The following is a 19,882-nucleotide window of genomic DNA, read 5'->3' on the forward strand; positions in this document are numbered from 1 at the left end:
CCCCGCGCATCGTGCCGGACAGTCAGAGAGGTCGCGCCGCCTCTCCGGGGGGGGGGCGCGGATGGGCCCGCGATCGGCAGGCAGGCTCAGGCGGCGCGGTCCGCGGGCAGGGCGATCGGGCCGAAGCCGTTGATCACGTCGCCCTCTGCCTCGGAAAGGCGCACGCGGATCGACAGGCGGGCCGGACGGTCCTGCAGATGCTCGGCCCGCAGCTCGTCCTGGAAGCGGCGCCACAATCTCGGACCGCCGCCATAGAACAGCCGGGCGCGCAGATCCCCGGTCCCCGGGGCGGGATCAAGCCCCCAGGCGCAAAGCTCGACAATGGCGGGCAGAAGCGCGATCGCCGCCTCGGTCAGGGCATAGGGCCGCCGCCGCCGGGCATCCGCCTGCGGCGCGCGGGTCAGCAGCCCCGCCGCCACCATGCGTTTCAGCCGGGCCGAGAGGATGTTGCTGGCAATGCCCTCGCGCGATCCGTCCTTCAATTCGCGGAACCCGCGATGGCCGTCGAACATGATGTCGCGCAGGATCAGCAGCGTCCAGCGATCCCCCAGCAGCCGCGTCGCGCGGCACAGCGGGTCCTCGCCTGCGGGGGCGGTGTCTTCGGGTCGTGTCATGGCGGTTTCACCTTGCAATCTGTCTGCGGGACCAGAATTCGCAGACAGATGCTGACAACCCATTAACCCTGATCCGGTGCTATCGGAGCTCTTCCGGGCGCAGCCAGACGGTGCCCTCGGCCCCGGCGCGGGCCAGGTCCAGATCCAGCGTCATGGGGATGTATTCGCCGCGGCGCCACAATTCGCCCAGGTCGTCGTAATGGCGCGACAGCGGGTGCCCCGACTGGCCGGTTGCAATCACGAACATGGAGGCATTGGGATCATTCAGGTCATAGACCCCACGATAGCCGGAGGCATGGACATTGGCAAACGGATCGGGCCCGGTTCCCGCCGTCTGGCCGCGCGCCAGGGTCTGGTCCCCGCCAGAGGTCGATTGCCGGATATTGACCAGCCAGTCCAGAACCGGCACCTGGCCCAGCACCGGGTGGTCATGCCGCGCCTCGTGGGCATCGCCCCAGCGCAGCGATTCCAGCGTGCCGCCATAGGTCTCGTCCAGCCAGACCAGCGCGTCGTCCAGCGACAGCCGCGCCATCTCGGCACAGGTCTCGGCGCGCCGGGACTGGACCACGTCGCACCAGGCCGCGGCGCCGTCCACGTTGCGGAACACCCTTTCCAGGAAAAGCGGTTCGACATGGGCGAATTGCGCGGCGAGCGGACCGCCAAGGTCATCCTCGATCAGCCGCTGCTGCAGCGCCCGCATCCAGGCCATGTAGATCAGGGGCTCGGGCAGATGCTCGTTCATCTCGCCATTCCAGTCGGCCAGCAGGTCCAGCGCCTGGCGGCGGCGGCGTCCGGGCGTGCCCTCGGCCGCGGCATCCGCGGTGTACCACAGATCCGCCGCCACCAGCGGCAGCAGCGTGCGCGCCGAAACCGAGACGGTATCCAGCTGCGCCTCGATGAAACTGTCGCGGGTATGGACCTCGCGCGCCTGCATCAGCCTCTGCCAGCGCTGTACCCGCTGGGTGTCGCCCCAGGTGAAGCTGACATGGCGGGGGAAGGGCGCGTCGGTGAACCGGTTGTTGGTATTGCCCAGGATCCCGCCCGCGGGATCGAGGAAGCGCGGATTGTCCTCATAGGGCAGGGTGCCCTGCCAGCGGTTCTCGGCGATCCAGCCCCGCGACGGCAGCCGGCCCCGGGTCTCGTGACGGGGGTCGCGGGCGGGCTGGCGGCCGATCAGCTGCATCCCGATATGGTTGCGATCCGCCATCGTCAGCACCTGCGCCGGGGCGACGATGCCAGCGGCGGCCTCGGTCGCCTCGGCAACCGAGCGCGACCGCATCAGCGCCAGCGCCGCGCTCATCGTCGTGTCGGCCGGATCCAGAACGGTCCAGTTCAGCGACATGACATGGCCCGGCGGGGTGACGGCGGCCAGGTCATAGACGCTGCCGGGCAGGACCGGGCCGTTTTCCGTCCGCCTCAGGGTAAGCGTGCGCGGCGCGGCGTTCTTCACCCTCAGGATCACCTGTTCGGTTTCAAACGGCAACCACCCGTCGAGGCCGCGATACTGGCCGGAATCCTCGGGGTTCACCTCTTCGATATGCAGGTCCTGGTCGTCCAGATAGGCGCTGGTCAGGCCCCAGGCGAAATCGCCGTTCCGCCCGATGAAGACATTGGGCATGCCGGGGATCGTGCCGCCGATCACCCCGCCCGACGGCAGCTGAAGCTCTGCCAGGTACCAGATCGAGGGCGCGGTCAGTTCCAGATGCGGGTCATTGGCCAGGATCGGCGCGCCGCTGGCAGAGCGCCCGCCCGCGGCCGCCCAGGCATTGGAGGCGCCCGCCGCGCCGGGGGCGGGCAGCGGCGACAGGAAGGCCTGCGCCAGATCGACAGGCGCATCGGGCATCGCGCCCGCAGGGAAAAGCGAGGCGAAATCGCCAAGCGCGGCAACGGCCTGCGGGCTTTCGGCCAGAAGATCGTCGACCCGGCCCGGCGGCAGGGCCAGCGCCACGCGGGCGCGCGTCACCTCGGCCGACAGATGCGTCGACAGCTGCAGCCCCATGAGTTTCATCACCGCAAGGCTGTCAGCCGGGCGCCAGCGCGCGACATCGGCCCCGAAGAGGAAGAATTCCGGCGCCCCGCGGCCGAGCGCCCGGTCGTTGACCTGGTCGATCCAGGCATTCACCCCGGCGGCATAGGCCTCCAGCGCGCGGCGCGTCCGGGGCGTCTGGGCGGCAACGGAGGCCTCCGCCGCCCGGTACAGCCCCAGCCGCAGCAGAAGATCGTCCAGCCCGGCGGTGCGTTCGCCGAACAGCTCGGACAGCCGCCCCTGGGCGGTCCGGCGGAACATGGTCATCTGCCAAAGCCGGTCCTGCGCATGGGCGAATCCCAGCCCGAAGAACACGTCTTCGTCGCTTTGGCCGACCACATGCGGCACGGCATAGGTGTCGCGCACGATCTCCACCGGCGCCGAGATCCCCGAAAGCGTGAAGCTGTCATCGTAATCGGGCAGGGAGCGCATCGCCAGGTACCAGGCCAGCGCCGCGATCGCGACCGCAAGCGCCGCCAGCGCTAGGAAGAGCCGCAGCCCCCAACGGAATACAAAACGCATGCGTCCTCACCTCAGGATGCGGGGGTGCCCCCCCGGGCCGGGGAGACCAGCGCCCCGGTTGCAGATTGAAACCGTCGAGACCCGCAGGCGGCCTAGCGCAGGATGCGGGTGTATTTAGTGCCTGCCAGCGTCGCCGCGGCGCGCAGCCCGGCCTGGGCGAAAAGGATCGCGACGACCGGCTTGCCGCTGACGCTGGTGGAGGCCGAGAGGTTGCCGCCCTGCTTGTCCAGCGTGTATTCGGCATCGGCCCCGCCCGACCAGCCCGGCGAGGTGCGGAATTCGCGCAGCGCCTCGGGGGTCAGGAAGAACAGGACATGCGCATATTGCTGCGCCCCGATCTGGAAGCCGAAGCTGGCCTGGGTCGCGGAATAGTAATCTACCGTCGCATCGCCGATCACCAGCGCGCCCTCGCCATAGCCGCCGCCGATGATGAACCCGGCCTCGCCCATCAGCGGCATGACCAGCATGCCCGAGGATTTCGCCGCCAGGTCGCGGGTTTCGGGGTAGTTCGCGTACATGTAGGCCAGGGTCTGGCGCACGCGCTGGTCGATCACGCCCGCCCCGTTCGTGCCCACGGAATTGTCGCAGGCCGCCAGCAGCGCGGCGCCCCCTGCAAGAACGCCCCGCCCCAGAAGGCTCCGTCGCGTCGGATTCATCATGCTCGCCTCATCTGTCCCGGACCCGTCGCGGATCCTGCCTGCCACCATGCGCCTTGCCGACGCTTTTCGCGGCGCAGTCTAGGCGAAGGTGCGGGCAATGTCATGGCCAATGCGCCTGCCGCCCCGGCTCAGGCCGAAAGCAGCCGGGCGACGCGCGGCGCGAAATAGGTCAGAACCCCGTCGCAGCCCGCGCGCTTGAACGCCGCCAGGCTTTCCAGCATCACCTTCTCGCCGTCGATCCAGCCATTGCGGGCCGCCGCCTCGATCATCGCGTATTCGCCCGAGACCTGATAGGCGAAGGTCGGCACGCCGAATTCGGATTTCACCCGGTGGCAGACATCCAGATAGGGCTGGCCGGGCTTGACCATCACCATGTCGGCGCCTTCCTCCAGGTCGCGGGCGATCATGCGCATCGCCTCGTCGCTATTGCCCGGATCCATCTGGTAGGTCTTCTTGTCGCCCTTCAGCGCGCCCGCCGCCCCCACCGCATCGCGGAACGGGCCGTAATAGGCCGAGGCATATTTGGCCGAATAGCTCATGATCGCGACATCCTGCCAGCCGCCGGCCTCCAGCGCGTCGCGGATCGCGCCGATGCGCCCGTCCATCATGTCCGAGGGCCCCAGGATATCGGCCCCCGCCTCGGCCTGGGCCAGCGCCATGCGCACCAGCGCCACCACCGTCTCGTCATTGACCACGCGCCCGTCGCGGACGATGCCGTCATGGCCGTTGCTGTTATAGGGATCCAGCGCGATATCGGTCATGATCGCCAGATCCGGCACCGCCGCCTTGATCGCGCGGATCGCGCGGTTGGCGATGTTGCCGGGGTTCCAGGCCTCCTCGCAGGCGGGAGTCTTCAGCGACGGGTCGGTATAGGGAAAGATGCAGATCGCCGGGATACCCAGCGCCGCCGCCCCCTCGGCCGCGGCCACGGCGCGGTCGACCGAATAGCGCAGCACGCCGGGCATGGACTCCACCGGCTCCTCGATATTCTCGCCCTCGCGCACGAAGATCGGCCAGATCAGGTCGCCGGTGCCCAGCGTGGTTTCGCGGACCATGGCGCGCAGCGCCTCGGAACGGCGGGTGCGGCGGGGACGGCTGCGCATCTGGAAGGCGTGGGGGCTGGTCATCTCGGACTCCGGCTGGAACGGTGCATCCGAGTGCCACGGATCGCCGCGCATCTCAAGGCTGGCCCTCGCCGCCGCTTGGGGGTAGCACCGTCACACCTGTGTGACGATCCGGAGCCTGCCGCCCGTGCCCCCGAGCCCATTCGAGCTGATCAGTACCGCCGCCTTTTCCAACCTCTGGTACTGGGTCACGGTGGCCCTTCTTTGGGCCCGCGTGGCGCAGGCGCCGATGGGGATCCCGCTGGATCAATGCGACCGCGCGCTGGCGGCGGGGGACGAGGCCGGGGCGGCGGCGCTGTTGCGGGCAGGCGTCGCGCGGGCCCTGGCGCCGTCGCGGCGGGCCCGGCTGTGGATGGTCGGGCTGTGGGCCTGCGCGCTGACGCTTCTTCTGGGGCTGGCGGCGCTCGGGTCGGAACTGGCCCAGGCGCTGTTCCTCCTGGCCGCGCCCCTGGCGCTGGCGCAGGGCATGATCCTCGGGACGGCGATGCGCATGGCCTCCGCAACCGGAGAGCCACCGGCGCTGGCGGTGCTGGTGCGGCGCCTGAGGATCAGGCTGCAACTGCTTGCGCTGGCCTCCATCTTCGTGTCTGCCGTCTTCGGCATGAACCAGGTCCTGGCACGGGCCTATTTCTGAGAGCCGCCCGGCGAAGGAGGTTTCCCCGATGAGCGATGCCAAACACGTGACCGTCGGCGGCGCACCCGAGGGGTTCGATGCCCGCCTGGTGCTGCGCGAGATGGACCGTTCGGGCGGGCCGGTCCTGCATGTCTCGCGCGACGACAAGCGCATGGATGCGATGCGCGCGGCGCTGGCCTTCTTCGCGCCGGACCTGCCGGTCTTCGCCTTTCCCGCCTGGGACTGCCTGCCCTTCGACCGGGTCTCGCCCAATCCCGACATCACCGCGGCGCGGATGGCGACCCTGGCGGGGCTGGTCCATGGCATGCCCGCGCGGTTCGTGATCCTCTCGACGCTGAATGCCGTCACCCAGAAGATCCCCGCCCGCGCCGTTCTGCGCGAGGCGGCCTTCACCGCGCGGGTCGGGCACCGGATCGACGAGGCGGGGCTGAAACGGTTCCTCGTGCGGATGGGCTTCACCCAGTCGCCGACGGTGATGGAGCCCGGCGATTACGCGGTGCGCGGCGGCATCATCGACATCTATCCGCCGGGCGATGGCGGGCCGGTGCGGCTGGATCTGTTCGGCGACACGCTGGACTCGGCCCGGCGCTTCGATCCGGTCAGCCAGCGCACGACCGAGACGCTCAAGGAGGTGGAGCTGGCGCCGGTCTCCGAGATCATCCTCGACGAGGCGGCGATCACCCGGTTCCGGCAGAATTACCGCATCGAGTTCGGTGCCGCGGGCAGCGACGATCCGCTTTACGAGGCGATCAGCGCGGGGCGCAAGCACCAGGGGGCGGAACATTGGCTGCCCTTCTTCCATGACGGTCTGGAAACGCTCTTCGACTATCTGCCCGGCGCCAGCATCCTTCTGGACGACCAGTTCGATGCCGCGCGCCTGTCGCGCTGGGACACCATTGCCGATCAATACGACACGCGCCGCGAGGCGATGGGCGACCGCAAGCGCATGTCCTCGGTCTACAAGCCCTGTCCGCCGGGGCTGCTTTATCTCGACGATCCGGAGTTTCAATCTGCAACTGCCGACCGGCGCGTGATGCGGCTCAGCCCGCTGCCGCAATCGACCGGCCCGGGCGTGATCGATGCGGGGGGCCGCATCGGCCGCAATTTCTCGCCCGAACGTCAGATGGAGAATGTAAGCCTTTTCAAGACTCTGTCAGACCATCTTAAGGCAAGGCAAAAGGCCGGTCCGGTGATCGTCGCCAGCTATTCCGAGGGCGCGCGCGAAAGGCTCAAGGGCCTCCTGGAGGATGAGGGCCTGATCGATGCGAAGGAAATCAATGATTTCCGGGCCGTTTCTCAGGCAGAAAAGACCGTCAGCCTGGCGGTCTGGGCGCTGGAACACGGGTTCGAGGCCGAGGGGCTGACCGTTGTCTCGGAACAGGACGTGCTGGGCGACCGGCTGATCCGTGCGCCGAAAAAACGCAAGCGGGCCGAGAACTTCCTGACCGAACTTCAGACGCTTTCGCCGGGCGACCTGGTCGTGCATGTCGAACATGGCGTCGGCCGCTACCAAGGGCTGGAGGTCATCACCACGCTGGGCGCGGCGCATGAGATGATCCATATCGACTACGCCGAGGCCGCGCGGCTCTACCTGCCGGTGGAGAATATCGAGCTGCTTTCGCGCTATGGTCATGAGGACGGGCTTCTGGACCGGCTGGGCGGCGGCGCCTGGCAGGCCAAGAAGGCGCGGATGAAGGAGCGGATCAAGGAGATCGCCGACCGCCTGATCCGCATCGCCGCCGAACGTGAATTGCGCAAGGCGCCGATCCTGGCCGCGCCGGACGACATGTGGGACGCGTTCTGCGCGCGCTTCCCCTATGCCGAGACCGATGACCAGCTGCGCGCCATCGAGGATACGCTGGACGACCTGGAACGCGGGCGGCCTATGGACCGGCTGGTCTGCGGCGATGTCGGCTTCGGCAAGACCGAGGTGGCGATGCGCGCGGCCTTCGTCGCGGCGATGGGCGGCCAGCAGGTGGCGGTGATCGCGCCGACGACGCTGCTGGCGCGCCAGCATGCGCGCGCCTTCGAGGAACGGTTCCGCGGCTTTCCGCTGGAGGTGCGGCAGCTGTCGCGCTTCGTCTCCGCCAAGGAGGCCGCCGCCACGCGCAAGGGCCTGGCCGAGGGGACGGTCGATATCGTCATCGGCACCCATGCGGTGCTGGCCAAGCAGGTGAAATTCCACAATCTCGGCATGCTGGTCATCGACGAGGAACAGCGCTTCGGCGTCACCCACAAGGAACGGCTGAAATCGCTGCGCTCGAACATCCACGTGCTGACCCTGACCGCGACGCCGATCCCGCGCACGCTGCAGATGAGCCTCTCGGGGGTGCGCGACCTGTCGATCATCGGCACGCCCCCCGTCGATCGCCTGGCCATCCGCACCTATGTCAGCGAATTCGACCCCGTCACCGTGCGCGAGGCGCTTCTGCGCGAACATTACCGCGGCGGGCAGAGCTTCTTCGTGGTGCCGCGCGTCGCCGACATCCCCGAAATCGAAGAATTCCTGCGCGAACAGGTGCCGGAGGTCAGTTTCGTCATCGCCCATGGGCAACTGGCGGCAGGCGAGCTGGATGACCGGATGAACGCCTTCTATGACGGCAAGTTCGACGTGCTGCTGGCCACCACCATCGTCGAGTCGGGCCTGGACATCCCCACGGCCAACACGATGATCGTGCATCGCGCCGACATGTTCGGGCTGGCGCAGCTGTACCAGATCCGCGGGCGCGTCGGCCGGTCCAAGACCCGCGCCTATGCCTATATGACGACCAAGCCGCGGATGAAGCTGACCCCCGCTGCCGAGAAGCGGCTGCGCGTTCTGGGATCGCTGGACAGCCTGGGCGCGGGCTTTACCCTGGCCTCGCAAGACCTTGATATCCGGGGTGCAGGCAACCTGATCGGCGAGGAGCAGTCCGGCCAGATCAAGGAGGTCGGCTACGAGCTGTACCAGCACATGCTGGAGGAGGCGGTGACCAAGATCCGCTCGGGCGAGGCGGAGGCGGTGCTGGAGGATGACGGCCAGTGGTCGCCGCAGATCAATCTCGGCGTGCCGGTCCTGATCCCCGAAACGTATGTGCCCGACCTCGATGTCCGGCTGGGCCTCTACCGGCGCCTCTCGGGGCTGACCACCAAGGTGGAGCTGGAAGGCTTCGCCGCCGAGCTGATCGACCGCTTCGGCAAGCTGCCGCGCGAGGTCAACACGCTGCTTCTGGTCGTGCGGATCAAGGCGGAATGCAAGAAGGCGGCGATCGCCAAGCTCGATGGCGGGCCCAAGGGCGTGACCATCCAGTTCCACAACGACAAGTACCCCAATCCCGGCGGCCTGGTCGAATACGTGCAGTCCGAGAAGGGGCTGGCCAGGATCAAGGAGAACAAGATCGTCGTGCGCCGCGACTGGGACAGGGCCAGCGAGAGGATCAAGGGCGCCTTCGCCATTGCCCGCGACCTGGCGCAGCGTGTCCGCACGGAGACCCCGAAGAAGGGGGCATGAAAAAAGGCCGGAGCGGGGCTCCGGCCTTGGCGTTCCGTCTGGGCGGCGCGGGTCAGGCGGCGCTGCGCCGGGTGTCGTAGGCGCGTCCCGACAGCATGATCCGTGCGAAGATCATGAAACCGAAGATGCAGGTGACCAGCGGGATCTGCGTGCCGTCGAAACTGGCCGAGGCCGGGATCGCCACCAGCGCGCCCAGAAGCGTCGAGATCGCCGCGATCAGCGACGAGGCCATGCCCGCGACATGGCCCAGCGGTTCCATCACCAGCGCGTTGAGATTGCCCATGCTGAGACCCATGGTCATGAAGATCGTCACCTGCCACAGGAAATAGGGCAGCAGCAGGTCCACCGGCAGGACTCCGGTCTTCAGCGCCAGCAGATAGGCGCCGGACAGGACCAGCTGCGCGGTCATCGCCAGGCTGGCGATGCGGTGCATGCCGTATTTCATCACGATGCGCGAATTGATCATCGGCGCGATCAGCGCCGAGATCGCCGCGGCGCCGAACCACAGCGGAAACTGCGCGCCCAGTCCCAGCGTCTGCTCGAAGACCAGTTCCGTCGAGGAGATGTTGGTCAGCATCATGGCAAAGCAGCAGCTCATCGCCAGGACGGTGCGGCGCACCATGGGGATGGACACGATTTCCACGAAGGCCGCGCGCATCACCGGGATCCGGATCGGGCGGCGGTTCTCCGGCGGCAGGGTCTCGGGCTGGCGCAGCATGAACCAGGTCATCACGATGGCCGAGAAGATCAGGAAGGACAGGAAGACCGACCGCCAGCCGCCGATCCAGATGATGCCCTGGCCGATGGAGGGCGCGATGGCGGGAAAGACCATGAAGACGGTGATGATCAGCGAGGTGATCTGGGCCATGGCGCGCCCCGAGAACCGGTCGCGCACCATCGCCATGGCGACCACCCGGCTGCCCGAGGCGCCCAAGCCCTGGATTAGCCGCGCCGCCAGGATCAGTTCCAGCGACGGGGCCAGCCAGGCAAGGAGCGCGCCGAGCGCGTAGATCCCGCCGCAGGCGATCACCAGCGGACGGCGCCCCCAGGCATCCGAAAGCGGCCCGGTGAAGAAGGTGCCGATCCCCATGCCGATCATGAAGACGATGATGACCAGCTGGGCCCGCACCGGCGCCTCGGGCGACAGGGTCTGGCCCATCTCGCTGAGCGCCGGCAGCATGGCATCCACGGAAAACGCATTCGTGGCCATCATCATGGCCATGAGCGCGACGAACTCGCCCCTGGAGGGCTGCGACTCGGAAGATTTCACAGACATGATCGCCCTTTAGGGGCACGATCCCCGCCTGTCACCCGGTATTTGCGTGCGCCAGCGCGCAGTCCGCTCAGCCGACTCCCGCAATTTCGTCGATCACGCGCACCCACAGATCGGCGGGCTGGGCGCCGGGCACGGCCTGCTTGCGGTCCACCAGGAAGGTCGGCACGCCGGTCACGCCCATGCCGCGGAAGGCGGCATCGCGCTCGACGATCAGTTTCAGGTCCGACTCTCCCTCCAGAAGCCTGCGGATCATCGCCGCATCCAGCCCCGCGCCATCGGCGATGTCGCACAGCACGTCGCGGTCGCCGATGTCGCGCAGGTCCTGGAAATAGGCGTGGAACAGCGCCGAGACGACGGCCGGCTGCACACCCTCGACCCCGGCCCAGAGGATCAGCCGGTGCGCGTCCAGCGTGTTGGGCACCCGCGGAATGGCCGAGAGGTCGAAATCCAGCCCCGTTTCGGCGGCGGCCTCCATGATGTTGGAGACGACCTCGGCCGCGGCTTCGCGGCTGCCGAACTTGTTGCGATAGTAATCCTTGCGCGGAATGCCCGCGCGCGGCATCTCGGGGTTCAGCTGAAACGGGTGCCATTCGATCACGAAGGGATGGGCGGGCCGTTCCATCAGCGCCTGGTCGAGCCGCGCCTTGCCGATATAGCACCAGGGGCAGATCGGGTCGGAAATGACGTCAAGCTGGATCATGGGAAGTCTCGTGGTCCTGTCGTATCTGGCGGCGCATCAGCTTGCCATTGGCATTGCGCGGCAGCGCATCGCAATGGCGGAAGAGCCGCGGGCATTTGTAGCGGGCGAGCCTCTGGGCGGCGAAACCGGCAAGCTCGTCCTCGGGAACCGGATCACCGGCATAGAAAAGGCCGATCACCGTGGTGCCGGGGCCGACGCCGATCTCGACCGCGGCGGCCTCGGCGATGGCGGGATGGGCCTCCATCGCCGTCTCCACCTCGCGCGGCGAGACGCGCAGCCCGCCGGCATTCATCATGTCATCCTCGCGCCCCAGCCAGGCGACGGCGCCATCGGCCTCCATCCGGCCCATGTCGCCGGTCAGGAACCATTGGCCGTCCGGGGAATGCCGCGCGGCGGTCTCGCCGGGGGCGCCCAGATAGCCCAGCATAAGCCCCGGATCATCGGCGGCCAGGGCGATCTGTCCTGTGTCTCCGGGCGGGACAGGGGCATGGCCGGGGCCGAGGATCGCGACGCGCCGCCCGGGCTGGGGATGACCCAGCGTGCCCGCCGGGGCCGGGCGCGCGGGACTGCCCGAGACGAAGGTGGAGACCTCGGACATTCCGAATGCCTCGTGGATCGGCGTGCCGGTGGCCGCCTGCCAAGCGGCGCGCAGCGCATCGGGCAGCGTTTCGCCCGCCGACAGCCCGTGGCGCAGGCGCGGCAGGGCCGGGATCGGCGCGCGCAGCATCTGGCGGTAGATCCCCGGCGCGGCGGCGAAGATCGTCGCGTCGTGGCGTTTCAGCAGCAGCGGCAGCTGCGCGGGGGTGATCCCCGGTGCGGGGATCAGCGCAGTGGCCCCGATGCTCCACGGATCCAGAAGCCCGGTGCCCAGCGTGTAGGTCCAGTTGAAGGCCCCGGCATGCAGGATGCGGTCGCCCGGTTCCAGCCCGGTCCAGCCGCCGAACATCGCCCGGCGCGCCCAGATGGCGCGATGGGCATGGATCACGCCACGCGGCTGCCCCGAGGTGCCCGAAGTGTAGACGATATAGGCCGGGCGGTCGGGATCGCCCTCGACCGGGGCCAGCGGCGGGCCCTCCGCCATCTCCTGCAGCCCGGCGGCGGCCAGCACCGGCCAGGGGCAGGGATCGGGCAGGGCGATGCCGTCGCCCGCCACGATCAGCGCCGGATCCAGCTCGGCGGCGATGCGGGCGATCTCGGGCGCGGTCAGCTGCGGCGAGGTCGGCACCGGCACCAGATCGGCGGCAATGGCGCCCAGGAAGGCCAGCGGGAAATCGACCCCGTTTCCCAGCCGCAGCAGGATCCGCGACCCCGGCGGCAGCCCCCGCGCCGCGAAGGCCCCCGCCAGTCCCAGCACCGCGCGTTCCAGCCGCCCATGGCTCCAGCGTTCGGAGCCCGTCAGCCGCAGGATCGCCAGCGCGATGCGGTCGGGATCGCGGGCCGCCCCGGCCAGCACGTGGCGGGCCAGGCTGAACGGTGCCGGGCAGGGCGGCAGGGCGGGGTCATCCATCTCCATGATGCGGGGCTACCCGGTCGAAGGGACACAGGCAAGCCGCCCGCGCCCCCGTGCCGTCACTCGGACCACCACACATCCGGCGCCCAGCCGGGCCAGTCCCCGTAAAGCGGGACATGCGCCGGGTAGTGCAGGCTGGCATCATGGGCCAGGCGCGAGACCTGCGAATACCATAGCGGGATGACATAGCGCCCCGCCGTCAGCACCCGGTCCAGCGCGCGCACCGCGGCCTGGAATTCCTCCGGGTCGGCGGTTTCCAGCATCGCGGCGATCATCGCCTCGGCCGCCGGGCTCTTCATGCCCATCCAGTTGCGCGACCCGGGCGTGTCGGCGGCCTCGGATCCCCAATACAGCATCTGTTCATTGCCCGGCGACAGCGACAGCGCCCGGGTATAGAAGGTCATGTCGAAATCGAAGCGGTTGGTGCGCTCATTGTACTGGGCCGGGTCGATCGTGGTGGTGCGCACCGCGATGCCCAGCCGGTCCAGTGCCTGGGCGAAGATATTGACCACCGACTGGTATTCCGTCGCCCCCTGCAGCATCAGGATCTCGAAGGCGAAGGGCTGACCGGAGGCATTGACCAGCCGCCCGTCCTTCGGGGTCCAGCCCGCCTCTTCCAGCAGCGCCGCCGCCTTGGCGATGTTCCTGCGGTTGCGCGCCGTGCCGTCGCCCTCGGGCAGCGCATAGCCCTCGAGCGTTCCGGGGGGCAGATCCTCGGCGAAGGGGGTCAGCAAGTCCTTCACGCGGCCCTCGGCCGGGCCCGGCCGCATCGCCAGCACCGAGTTGCAGAAATACGAACAGATCCGCGGATCGCTGCCGCCATTCTGGGTCTGGGCGATGAATTCGTAGTTGAAGGCCAGAAGCATCGCCTCGCGCACGCGCCAGTCGGCGAAGAGATCGCGGCGGGTATTCATCACCAGCCCGGTAATGCCCGAGGGACGCTCATGCGCGATCTCGGCCTTGACCACCTTCCCCTCCCGCATCAGCGGGAAATCATAGCTGTCCTGCCAGCGCGCGGCATTGCCTTCGCGGTAGAGGCTGACCGCCCCGGCCTTGAAGGCCTCGAACATCACGCCCGCATCGGCGAAATATTCATATCGGATCAGGTCGAGGTTGTTGCGCCCGGCATTGAAGGGCAGATCCTTGCCCCAGTAATCGGGGTTGCGGCGGAAATTGATGAACCGGCCGGGCTCGAACTCGGCGATCGGGTAGGCGGAGGATCCGATCGGCGGGATCAGCGAGCTTTGCGCGAAATCCTTGCCCTCCCACTGGGCCTTCTTGAAGATCGGCCGCAGCCCCATGATCAGCGGCAATTCGCGGTCCGGCGTGTTGAAGGTGATGCGGAACGACCGCGGGCCGGTGGCCTCGATCTTCTCCACCTTCTGCCAGCTGCCCAGGAATCGCGGATGCCCTTCGGTGCCCAGCGTCTCGTAGGACCAGATCGCGTCCTCGACCGTCACCGGCGAGCCGTCGGAGAACCGCGCCTCGGGGCGTATGGTGAATTCGACCCATTCGCGATTCGGGCCGGTTTCCACCGTCTCGGCGAGAAGCCCGTAAAGCGAGAAGGGTTCGTCATAGGACCGGCCCAGCATCGATTCAAAGACATGGGTGGTCACGGCCCAGGGGGCGCGTCCCTTCAGGATATGGGGATTGAGGCTGTCGAACCCGCCCTGTTCTGCCAGAACGATCTGCCCGCCCTTGGGCGCATCGGGATCGGCATAGGGAAGCGACACAAAATCCGGTGGCAATGCCGGGGCGCCATACATAGCTATGCCGTGCTGCGGTTCGGCCAGGGTCGGGCCTGCCGCCAGACCCGCCGCCAGAAGCCCCGCCGCCATCCGGGCGGTCCATCCTGCGCGATATGTCAAATTCTTGTTCCTGCTCCGGTTTTGTTAACGCCTGCCTAGCAGATATGCGCCGATTTTAAAACTTAGGGGTTGGAGAGGCGCGAGGATGGGCTTATATAGGAAGCACTGCTCGATAGGTTTCTTGCCTGTATGAAACCTGCCTCAATGACTTGACGCCAGCCTTGTGCTGGCGTCTTTTTTGTCTGGGGACCCCAAGGATTCAAGGGCAAAAGCACCGGGCAGGGCAGTTCTCCACAGACTTTGTCAGCATCCCGGGCCCGGGCGGGGCGCGGTGCCGGAAGAATCATCTCTCTCGGCGTCCTGCCGCCGATCTCGGGCGGGCGCGGCATTTTCGTGCCCGCGATCACGGGGGCATGATTTGGCTGGTCATCGCGCCGACAGCATCTACCCTCTGTCGCGTCAGAAGGAGTTACCGACATGAACCTTGCGGGCAAGACGGCGGTCGTGACCGGATCGAATTCGGGGATCGGCCTTGGTGTGGCGACGGAACTGGCGAAGGCGGGGATCAACGTGGTCCTGAATTCCTTCACCGACCGGGACGAGGATCACGAACTGGCGGAAGGGCTGGCGCGCGATTACGGGGTCGAGGCGCGCTATATCAAGGCGGACATGTCCTCGGGCGAGGAATGCCGCGCGCTGATCGAGACGGCGGGCGCCTGCGACATCCTGGTGAACAATGCCGGGATCCAGCATGTCGCGCCGATCAACGATTTCCCGGCGGGCAAATGGGACGCGATCATCGCCATCAATCTCAGCTCGGCCTTCCATACCACGGCCGCCGCGCTGCCGATGATGCGCAAGGCGGGCTGGGGGCGGGTGGTCAATATCGCCTCCGCGCACGGGCTGACCGCCTCGCCCTACAAATCCGCCTATGTCGCGGCCAAGCACGGGGTGGTGGGGCTGACCAAGGTCACCGCGCTGGAAACCGCGCGCGAGCCGATCACCGCCAATGCCATCTGTCCGGGCTATGTGCTGACCCCCCTTGTGGAGGCGCAGATCCCCGACACGATGAAGGAATACGGCATGTCCAAGGAGGAGGTGATCGAGAAGGTCCTTCTGGAGCGCCAGCCCTCGAAGGAATTCGCCACGGTCGAACAGCTGGGCGGAACGGTGCTTTACCTGTGTTCGCCCTATGCCGCCCAGGTGACCGGCACCACCATTTCGGTGGATGGCGGCTGGACGGCGCTCTGACCGGGAAAGGACGGGAATGTTCGGCAGACTGACCAAGGCAATGATCGCACGGCGCGAGGCCCGGCTGGGCCTGCGCTTTCCGCATGTGCACCGCATCGCCGAGACCAGCCCCAGGCTGCTGATGCGCTATGGCCGGTTCCTGTCCTTCCTCGACCCCAACCAGGATGTCCCGCCCGAGGCCTATCACCTGGCGCGGATCCGCGGGGCGATGGCGGGGGATTGCGCCGCCAGCCTGGAGGCCGAGATCGCCCGGGCCAAGGCGGGCGGTCTGCGCGAGGGGCTGCTGCGCGAATTCCTGACCGCCGCCCCCGGAGAGCTGCCCGGCCCGCTGGCGGATGTCATGCGGCTGGCCGATGCGGTGGTGCGCGACCGGCGCGACGATCCCGAGGCGCGCGACCGCGTGCGGGCCGCCTTCGGCGAGGACGGGCTGATCGAGCTGTCCTATGCGATGAACGGGGCCGCGCTGATCCCGGGTCTGCGCCGGTCGATGGGCTTTTGCGGCACGCCCGATCCCGGCGCGCTGGCACGCCTGGCGGCGCAGGAGGCCCCGCAATGAGCGCCAATATCCGCCGGATCAACCTGGCGCTTCAGGGCGGCGGCGCGCATGGCGCCTTCACCTGGGGGGCGCTGGTGCGGCTTCTGGAGGAAGAGACGATCGAGATCGCCTCCATCTCGGGGACCTCGGCGGGGGCGCTGAACGGCGCGGCGCTGAAGGCCGGGCTGTCCTGCCCCGAGGCCGCCGATCCGCGGCAGAAGGCGATCGAGACGCTGAACTGGCTGTGGACCCGCATCGGCGCGGTGCAGGACCTGCGCCTGACCGCCTGGATCAACGTCTTCGGTCCGGTCATGGGGATCATGCGCGATGCCTATTTCGCCTCGCCGGCCTATCTGGCGGCCGAGGCGGCCAGCGGCTTCGTCTCGCCCTACATGTACGGACCGGCCTATCGCAATCCGCTGGAGGATATCGTCGGCCAGCTGGTCTTCGACGATGTCTGCGCCACCGCGCGGGGGCCCGATTTCTTCGTCTGCACCACCCGCGTGCGCGACGGCAAGTCCCGCATCTTCACCGGCGCGGAAATCTCGGTGGAGGCGATCCTGGCCTCGGCCTGCCTGCCGACGATCTTCCAGGCGGTGGAAATCCACGATCCCAAGACCGGCCGCGACGAGATCTTCTATGACGGCGGCTATACCGGCAATCCCGCCCTTTACCCGATGTTCGCGCCGCATCTGCCCGATGACATCGTCGTCATCAACATCAACCCGCTGGAACGCGATCAACTGCCGGTCACGCCGCAGGACATCGCCAACCGGGTCAACGAGATCAGCTTCAACTCCTCGCTGCTGCGCGAGCTGCGCGCCATCACCTTCGTCAAGCGGCTGCTGGCGACCGGGCGGATCCCTGAAGGCTCTATGCGCGACGTGAACATCCACATGATCGCCGATGACCGGCTGATGACCAGCCTGTCGGTCAGCACGAAACTGGTGCCGTCGCCCTATCTGCTGGGGCGGCTCCACAAGGCGGGCTATGCCGCGGCCGATGCGTTCCTGGGGGATCACGGCGACAAGATCGGCCATGACAGCTCGGTGGATATCGCGACGATGTTCAATTGAAAACAACCCCTTGCGGGGTGGTTTTCATGTGCAATCCGTATCTTCCGCGGCGACGGGGACGGCAAGGGGGTGGTGATCCAGGACCAGTTCGCGCAGCCTCGCCTCGAGGACATGGGTATAGACCTCGGTGGTCGACAGGTCGGCATGGCCCAGCATCATCTGGATGGCGCGCAGATCGGCCCCGTTCTGCAGCAGATGCGTGGCGAAGGCGTGGCGGATCGTGTGCGGCGTCACCAGGCCGGGCGACACGCCGGCTTTCACCGCCAATGTCTTCATCAGCACGAAGAAGGCCTGCCGGGTCATGTGACCGCCCGCGCCACGCCCGGGAAACAGAAAGGATGACAAGGGCTTGCCGCGCTTCGCCTTGGCGGCCTCCTCGGCGGCGTCGCGCGCGCCCAGCCAGTCGGCCAGGGCGCGGCGGGCCGGGGGCGACAGCGGCACCAGCCGTTCCTTGCCGCCCTTGCCGCGCACCAGGATCATCGCGGGGTTGCCGCGCGCCGCCGAGACCGGCAGCGTCACCAATTCGCTGACCCGCATGCCGGTTGCATACAGCAACTCCACGAGGCACAGCGTGCGCAGCCGGTCGGCCGGGGTGCGGCCATGTTCGCCCGCCGCCGTCAGCAGCCGTTCGACCTCTTCGACGCTCAGCGTCTTGGGCAGCCGCTTGGCCCGGCCGGGCCCGCGGATCTGGATGGCCGGGTTGTCGCTGCGCAGATCCTCCTCATAGGCGAAACGGAACAGTTGCCGGATCGAGGCCAGCCGCCGCGCCCGCGTGGCGCGCGACAGCCCCTGGGCGTCGCAGAAGGCGATGTAATCCTCGATCTCGCTGCGGCTGGTGGACAGGAAGTCGCTGTCGCGCCCGGCCAGCCAGCCCGCGAAATCCTTCAGGTCGCGCCCATAGGCCAGCCGCGTGTTCAGCGCCGCGTCGAGTTCGGCCGACTGCGCCTCCAGGAACCGGCTGATCCATTGCTCCATCATCGTCCGATCCCCCCCGCCAGGATCATGTCGGCGGCGATGCGGCGCGCCGCGTCCTCCTGCCCGGCCGCGCGCAGGGCGCCAAGCGCGGCGGCGCGGTCCTCGGCATCCGCCTCGGCCCCGGGCACCAGCTGGGACAGCGCCGCCAGGATCGTCTCGCCGACCGCGCCGGAGGCGGCCGCGGCGGGCGCGGCGAAGGCGGCGGCTCGCCGCAGCGCCTCGGCATCGCCGGTATCGGGGTCGGGGCTGCCGCCGGTGGCGATCGCCAGGGCCAGCCGCAGGTCGTCGCCCGCGCCCTCGTGGATCGTCCCGGGCAGCTGACCGTCCAGCAGCCGCAGGCGCAGCGCTGCCTCGGCGCCGGGACCCTTCAGCTCCAGCCGGGTCAGGCGATGGGCGACCATCCCGGCCAGGGCCGGCTCCAGCCCGGCCATGGACATCGCCGCGCGCGCATCGATCAGCGCCGCCGAGACCGCCGCGGGATCGCCGGAATTCAGCGCCAGGTCCAGCGCCTGCACGGCACGCACCCGGTCCCAGATCGCGCCCGAGACGGTGGCCTTGCGTTCGGTATACAGCCCCAGCAGCCGGTTGCCGGGCATGGATCCCGCCCTGGCCAGCCGTTCGGCCGCCTCCAGCTGGGCCTTCCAGCCCGCCACGAAGCGCAGATCCGACCAGGCGAAGGCCAGCGGCAGGTCGCGCGTGGCCATGGGTTCGCCGATCGCCTCGTAGATGCGGAAGGACAGCGGCGTCACCCGCGCGGGCTGCGGCAGGCGCGGTTCGCCCTCGAACAGGTCGGGATCGAGGAACCGGGCCAGAAGGTCGTAATCCTCCGGCGCGATGTCCCCCAGCGCGCGGCCGCTTTCCAGCGTCAGGGCGGCGGTGCTCCAGCGGCCTTCGCGCGCCAGGCAGAAGACCCGCGTCATGGGATTCGGCACGAGCGCGGGATTGGCCTCGAGCGCGGCGCAGGCGCGGTCTTCGCTATCCGACAGCAGGCTGATGTCGAACCAGCGCCGGAACAGGTCCGGCGTGCCCGGACCGGCCCGTTCGATCAGCGCCTGCGCCCGGTCCAGCGCGCCGCGCCGCAACAGGGCGTCGACCCGCGCCGTCAGCAGCGCGTCATCGCCGCGCGCGGGCGGGTCCGCCTCGCTCAGCAGCAGCCGCTGCATCAGGTCCTGCGCCCCGGGATAGGGCGAGGGCGGCAGCCGTTCCAGCAGGGCGATGACCCGGTCGCTGCTGCCGCCTGCCCACAGATCGGCCGGCAGCCCGGCGACCGCGGCGGGGATCAGCCCGGTCGCGTCGCGGTCAAGCCCGCCCAGGGTCCCGGTCTCCACGGCGCCGCCCGCACCCGGCGCGGACAGGCTGTCGCTGAGCCAGGGCAGGGCGGGTTCGGGCGCGCGCTGCGCCGCCGCCGCCCCCGGTCCGAGCGCCAGCGCAAGACCCAGCAGCGCCGCGGGTGCCGCGCTATTGCGCACCAAGTTCCACCGGGATCGTCACCTGGCCGCGTTCGGGGGCGAGATTGCCGAAATAGGCGTATCCAACCAGCCCGATGCCCGCCACGATCAGCAGGAATACCAGTACTTTCAGTAATCTCATCTCGGACCTGCCTTCGGTGCCTCTGCGCGTTTGACGATGTTTCTTGTTCAACTTATACGTCGCGGCTCAGTATAACACGGCGCGCCCGCGTC

16 protein-coding genes are annotated in these 19,882 nt (G+C 68.5%); 5 read left to right on the forward strand and 11 right to left on the reverse strand.

What is annotated here, in order from left to right; translation table 11 throughout:
- Positions 1–86 precede the first annotated feature (86 nt).
- The 4 genes from ICN82_RS09725 to hemB form a co-directional block, all read right to left on the reverse strand.
- Positions 87–614 carry a winged helix-turn-helix transcriptional regulator gene (locus ICN82_RS09725; protein ID WP_193182101.1) on the reverse strand — a complete coding sequence of 176 codons (528 nt, stop codon included), beginning with the start codon at positions 612–614 and terminating at the stop codon, positions 87–89.
- A gap of 79 nt (positions 615–693) precedes the next feature.
- Positions 694–3,162 (reverse strand): penicillin acylase family protein, encoded by a 2,469-nt coding sequence (locus ICN82_RS09730; RefSeq protein ID WP_193182103.1) that lies wholly within the window; start codon positions 3,160–3,162, stop codon positions 694–696.
- A 92-nt stretch (positions 3,163–3,254) separates the two neighbouring features.
- The gene (locus ICN82_RS09735) at positions 3,255–3,818 is read right to left on the reverse strand and encodes a lipid-binding SYLF domain-containing protein (protein WP_269142389.1); all 564 of its coding nucleotides are present in this window, start codon (positions 3,816–3,818) and stop codon (positions 3,255–3,257) included.
- A 131-nt stretch (positions 3,819–3,949) separates the two neighbouring features.
- Positions 3,950–4,948: a porphobilinogen synthase gene (gene hemB, locus ICN82_RS09740; RefSeq protein ID WP_193182107.1), complete on the reverse strand. Its 999-nt coding sequence runs from the start codon at positions 4,946–4,948 to the stop codon at positions 3,950–3,952.
- A 124-nt stretch (positions 4,949–5,072) separates the two neighbouring features.
- Here hemB and ICN82_RS09745 point away from each other — a divergent pair, with 124 nt between their 5' ends.
- Both ICN82_RS09745 and mfd read left to right on the forward strand, forming a co-directional pair.
- The gene (locus ICN82_RS09745) at positions 5,073–5,579 is read left to right on the forward strand and encodes a component of SufBCD complex (protein WP_193182109.1); all 507 of its coding nucleotides are present in this window, start codon (positions 5,073–5,075) and stop codon (positions 5,577–5,579) included.
- Positions 5,580–5,607: 28 nt separating this feature from the next.
- A complete protein-coding gene (mfd, locus tag ICN82_RS09750; RefSeq protein ID WP_193182111.1) occupies positions 5,608–9,069 on the forward strand; it encodes a transcription-repair coupling factor in 3,462 nt (1,153 codons plus the stop codon).
- A gap of 52 nt (positions 9,070–9,121) precedes the next feature.
- Here the strand turns inward: mfd and ICN82_RS09755 are convergent, their stop codons facing one another.
- The 4 genes from ICN82_RS09755 to ICN82_RS09770 all read right to left on the reverse strand — a co-directional run bounded on the left by ICN82_RS09755 (position 9,122) and on the right by ICN82_RS09770 (position 14,393).
- Positions 9,122–10,345, reverse strand: a complete 1,224-nt coding sequence (locus tag ICN82_RS09755) for an MFS transporter (RefSeq protein WP_193182114.1) — start codon at positions 10,343–10,345, stop codon at positions 9,122–9,124.
- Positions 10,346–10,412: 67 nt separating this feature from the next.
- Positions 10,413–11,045, reverse strand: a complete 633-nt coding sequence (locus ICN82_RS09760; RefSeq protein ID WP_193182116.1) for a DsbA family oxidoreductase — start codon at positions 11,043–11,045, stop codon at positions 10,413–10,415.
- Positions 11,032–12,552, reverse strand: a complete 1,521-nt coding sequence (locus ICN82_RS09765; protein WP_226898402.1) for a class I adenylate-forming enzyme family protein — start codon at positions 12,550–12,552, stop codon at positions 11,032–11,034. The genes ICN82_RS09760 and ICN82_RS09765 overlap by 14 nt, the downstream gene beginning before the upstream one ends.
- Before the next feature lie 62 nt (positions 12,553–12,614).
- Positions 12,615–14,393 (reverse strand): extracellular solute-binding protein, encoded by a 1,779-nt coding sequence (locus tag ICN82_RS09770; RefSeq protein ID WP_193182180.1) that lies wholly within the window; start codon positions 14,391–14,393, stop codon positions 12,615–12,617.
- Positions 14,394–14,840: 447 nt separating this feature from the next.
- Here ICN82_RS09770 and ICN82_RS09775 point away from each other — a divergent pair, with 447 nt between their 5' ends.
- From ICN82_RS09775 to ICN82_RS09785, 3 genes are read left to right on the forward strand one after another with little or no spacing between them, the layout of a single operon-like run.
- Positions 14,841–15,614, forward strand: a complete 774-nt coding sequence (locus ICN82_RS09775; protein ID WP_193182120.1) for a 3-hydroxybutyrate dehydrogenase — start codon at positions 14,841–14,843, stop codon at positions 15,612–15,614.
- A gap of 16 nt (positions 15,615–15,630) precedes the next feature.
- Complete coding sequence (locus tag ICN82_RS09780) at positions 15,631–16,170, forward strand: carboxymuconolactone decarboxylase family protein (RefSeq protein WP_193182122.1); 540 nt, start codon at positions 15,631–15,633, stop codon at positions 16,168–16,170.
- On the forward strand, positions 16,167–17,225 hold the full coding sequence (locus ICN82_RS09785) for a patatin-like phospholipase family protein (protein ID WP_193182124.1): 1,059 nt from the start codon (positions 16,167–16,169) through the stop codon (positions 17,223–17,225). The genes ICN82_RS09780 and ICN82_RS09785 overlap by 4 nt, the downstream gene beginning before the upstream one ends.
- 24 nt (positions 17,226–17,249) lie before the next feature.
- On the opposite strand, the gene ICN82_RS09790 is transcribed toward ICN82_RS09785, so the two are convergent.
- From ICN82_RS09790 to ICN82_RS21505, 3 genes are read right to left on the reverse strand one after another with little or no spacing between them, the layout of a single operon-like run.
- Entirely contained in the window at positions 17,250–18,203 is a 954-nt protein-coding gene (locus tag ICN82_RS09790) for a site-specific tyrosine recombinase XerD (RefSeq protein ID WP_193182126.1), read from the reverse strand.
- Positions 18,200–19,669, reverse strand: coding sequence for a hypothetical protein (locus tag ICN82_RS09795; RefSeq protein ID WP_193182128.1), 1,470 nt, complete (start codon positions 19,667–19,669; stop codon positions 18,200–18,202). The genes ICN82_RS09790 and ICN82_RS09795 overlap by 4 nt, the downstream gene beginning before the upstream one ends.
- Entirely contained in the window at positions 19,659–19,790 is a 132-nt protein-coding gene (locus tag ICN82_RS21505; RefSeq protein WP_269142388.1) for a hypothetical protein, read from the reverse strand. Before ICN82_RS21505 ends, ICN82_RS09795 begins: the two co-directional genes overlap by 11 nt.
- Positions 19,791–19,882: the final 92 nt, after the last annotated feature.

This window comes from Mangrovicoccus algicola, from assembly GCF_014903745.1.
In the GTDB taxonomy this organism is placed as follows: domain Bacteria; phylum Pseudomonadota; class Alphaproteobacteria; order Rhodobacterales; family Rhodobacteraceae; genus Mangrovicoccus; species Mangrovicoccus algicola.

Bases quoted from the DNA above. Each gene is read 5' to 3' on its own strand.
- ICN82_RS09780 (WP_193182122.1), top strand. From the start codon at position 15,631: ATGTTCGGCAGACTGACCAAGGCAATGATCGCACGGCGCGAGGCCCGG.
- ICN82_RS09730 (WP_193182103.1), bottom strand. From the start codon at position 3,162: ATGCGTTTTGTATTCCGTTGGGGGCTGCGGCTCTTCCTAGCGCTGGCG.
- mfd (WP_193182111.1), top strand. From the start codon at position 5,608: ATGAGCGATGCCAAACACGTGACCGTCGGCGGCGCACCCGAGGGGTTC.
- ICN82_RS09770 (WP_193182180.1), bottom strand. From the start codon at position 14,393: ATGGCGGCGGGGCTTCTGGCGGCGGGTCTGGCGGCAGGCCCGACCCTG.
- ICN82_RS09755 (WP_193182114.1), bottom strand. From the start codon at position 10,345: ATGTCTGTGAAATCTTCCGAGTCGCAGCCCTCCAGGGGCGAGTTCGTC.
- ICN82_RS09765 (WP_226898402.1), bottom strand. From the start codon at position 12,552: ATGGATGACCCCGCCCTGCCGCCCTGCCCGGCACCGTTCAGCCTGGCC.
- ICN82_RS09760 (WP_193182116.1), bottom strand. From the start codon at position 11,045: ATGATCCAGCTTGACGTCATTTCCGACCCGATCTGCCCCTGGTGCTAT.
- ICN82_RS09790 (WP_193182126.1), bottom strand. From the start codon at position 18,203: ATGATGGAGCAATGGATCAGCCGGTTCCTGGAGGCGCAGTCGGCCGAA.
- ICN82_RS21505 (WP_269142388.1), bottom strand. From the start codon at position 19,790: ATGAGATTACTGAAAGTACTGGTATTCCTGCTGATCGTGGCGGGCATC.
- ICN82_RS09725 (WP_193182101.1), bottom strand. From the start codon at position 614: ATGACACGACCCGAAGACACCGCCCCCGCAGGCGAGGACCCGCTGTGC.
- ICN82_RS09775 (WP_193182120.1), top strand. From the start codon at position 14,841: ATGAACCTTGCGGGCAAGACGGCGGTCGTGACCGGATCGAATTCGGGG.
- ICN82_RS09785 (WP_193182124.1), top strand. From the start codon at position 16,167: ATGAGCGCCAATATCCGCCGGATCAACCTGGCGCTTCAGGGCGGCGGC.
- ICN82_RS09735 (WP_269142389.1), bottom strand. From the start codon at position 3,818: ATGAATCCGACGCGACGGAGCCTTCTGGGGCGGGGCGTTCTTGCAGGG.
- hemB (WP_193182107.1), bottom strand. From the start codon at position 4,948: ATGACCAGCCCCCACGCCTTCCAGATGCGCAGCCGTCCCCGCCGCACC.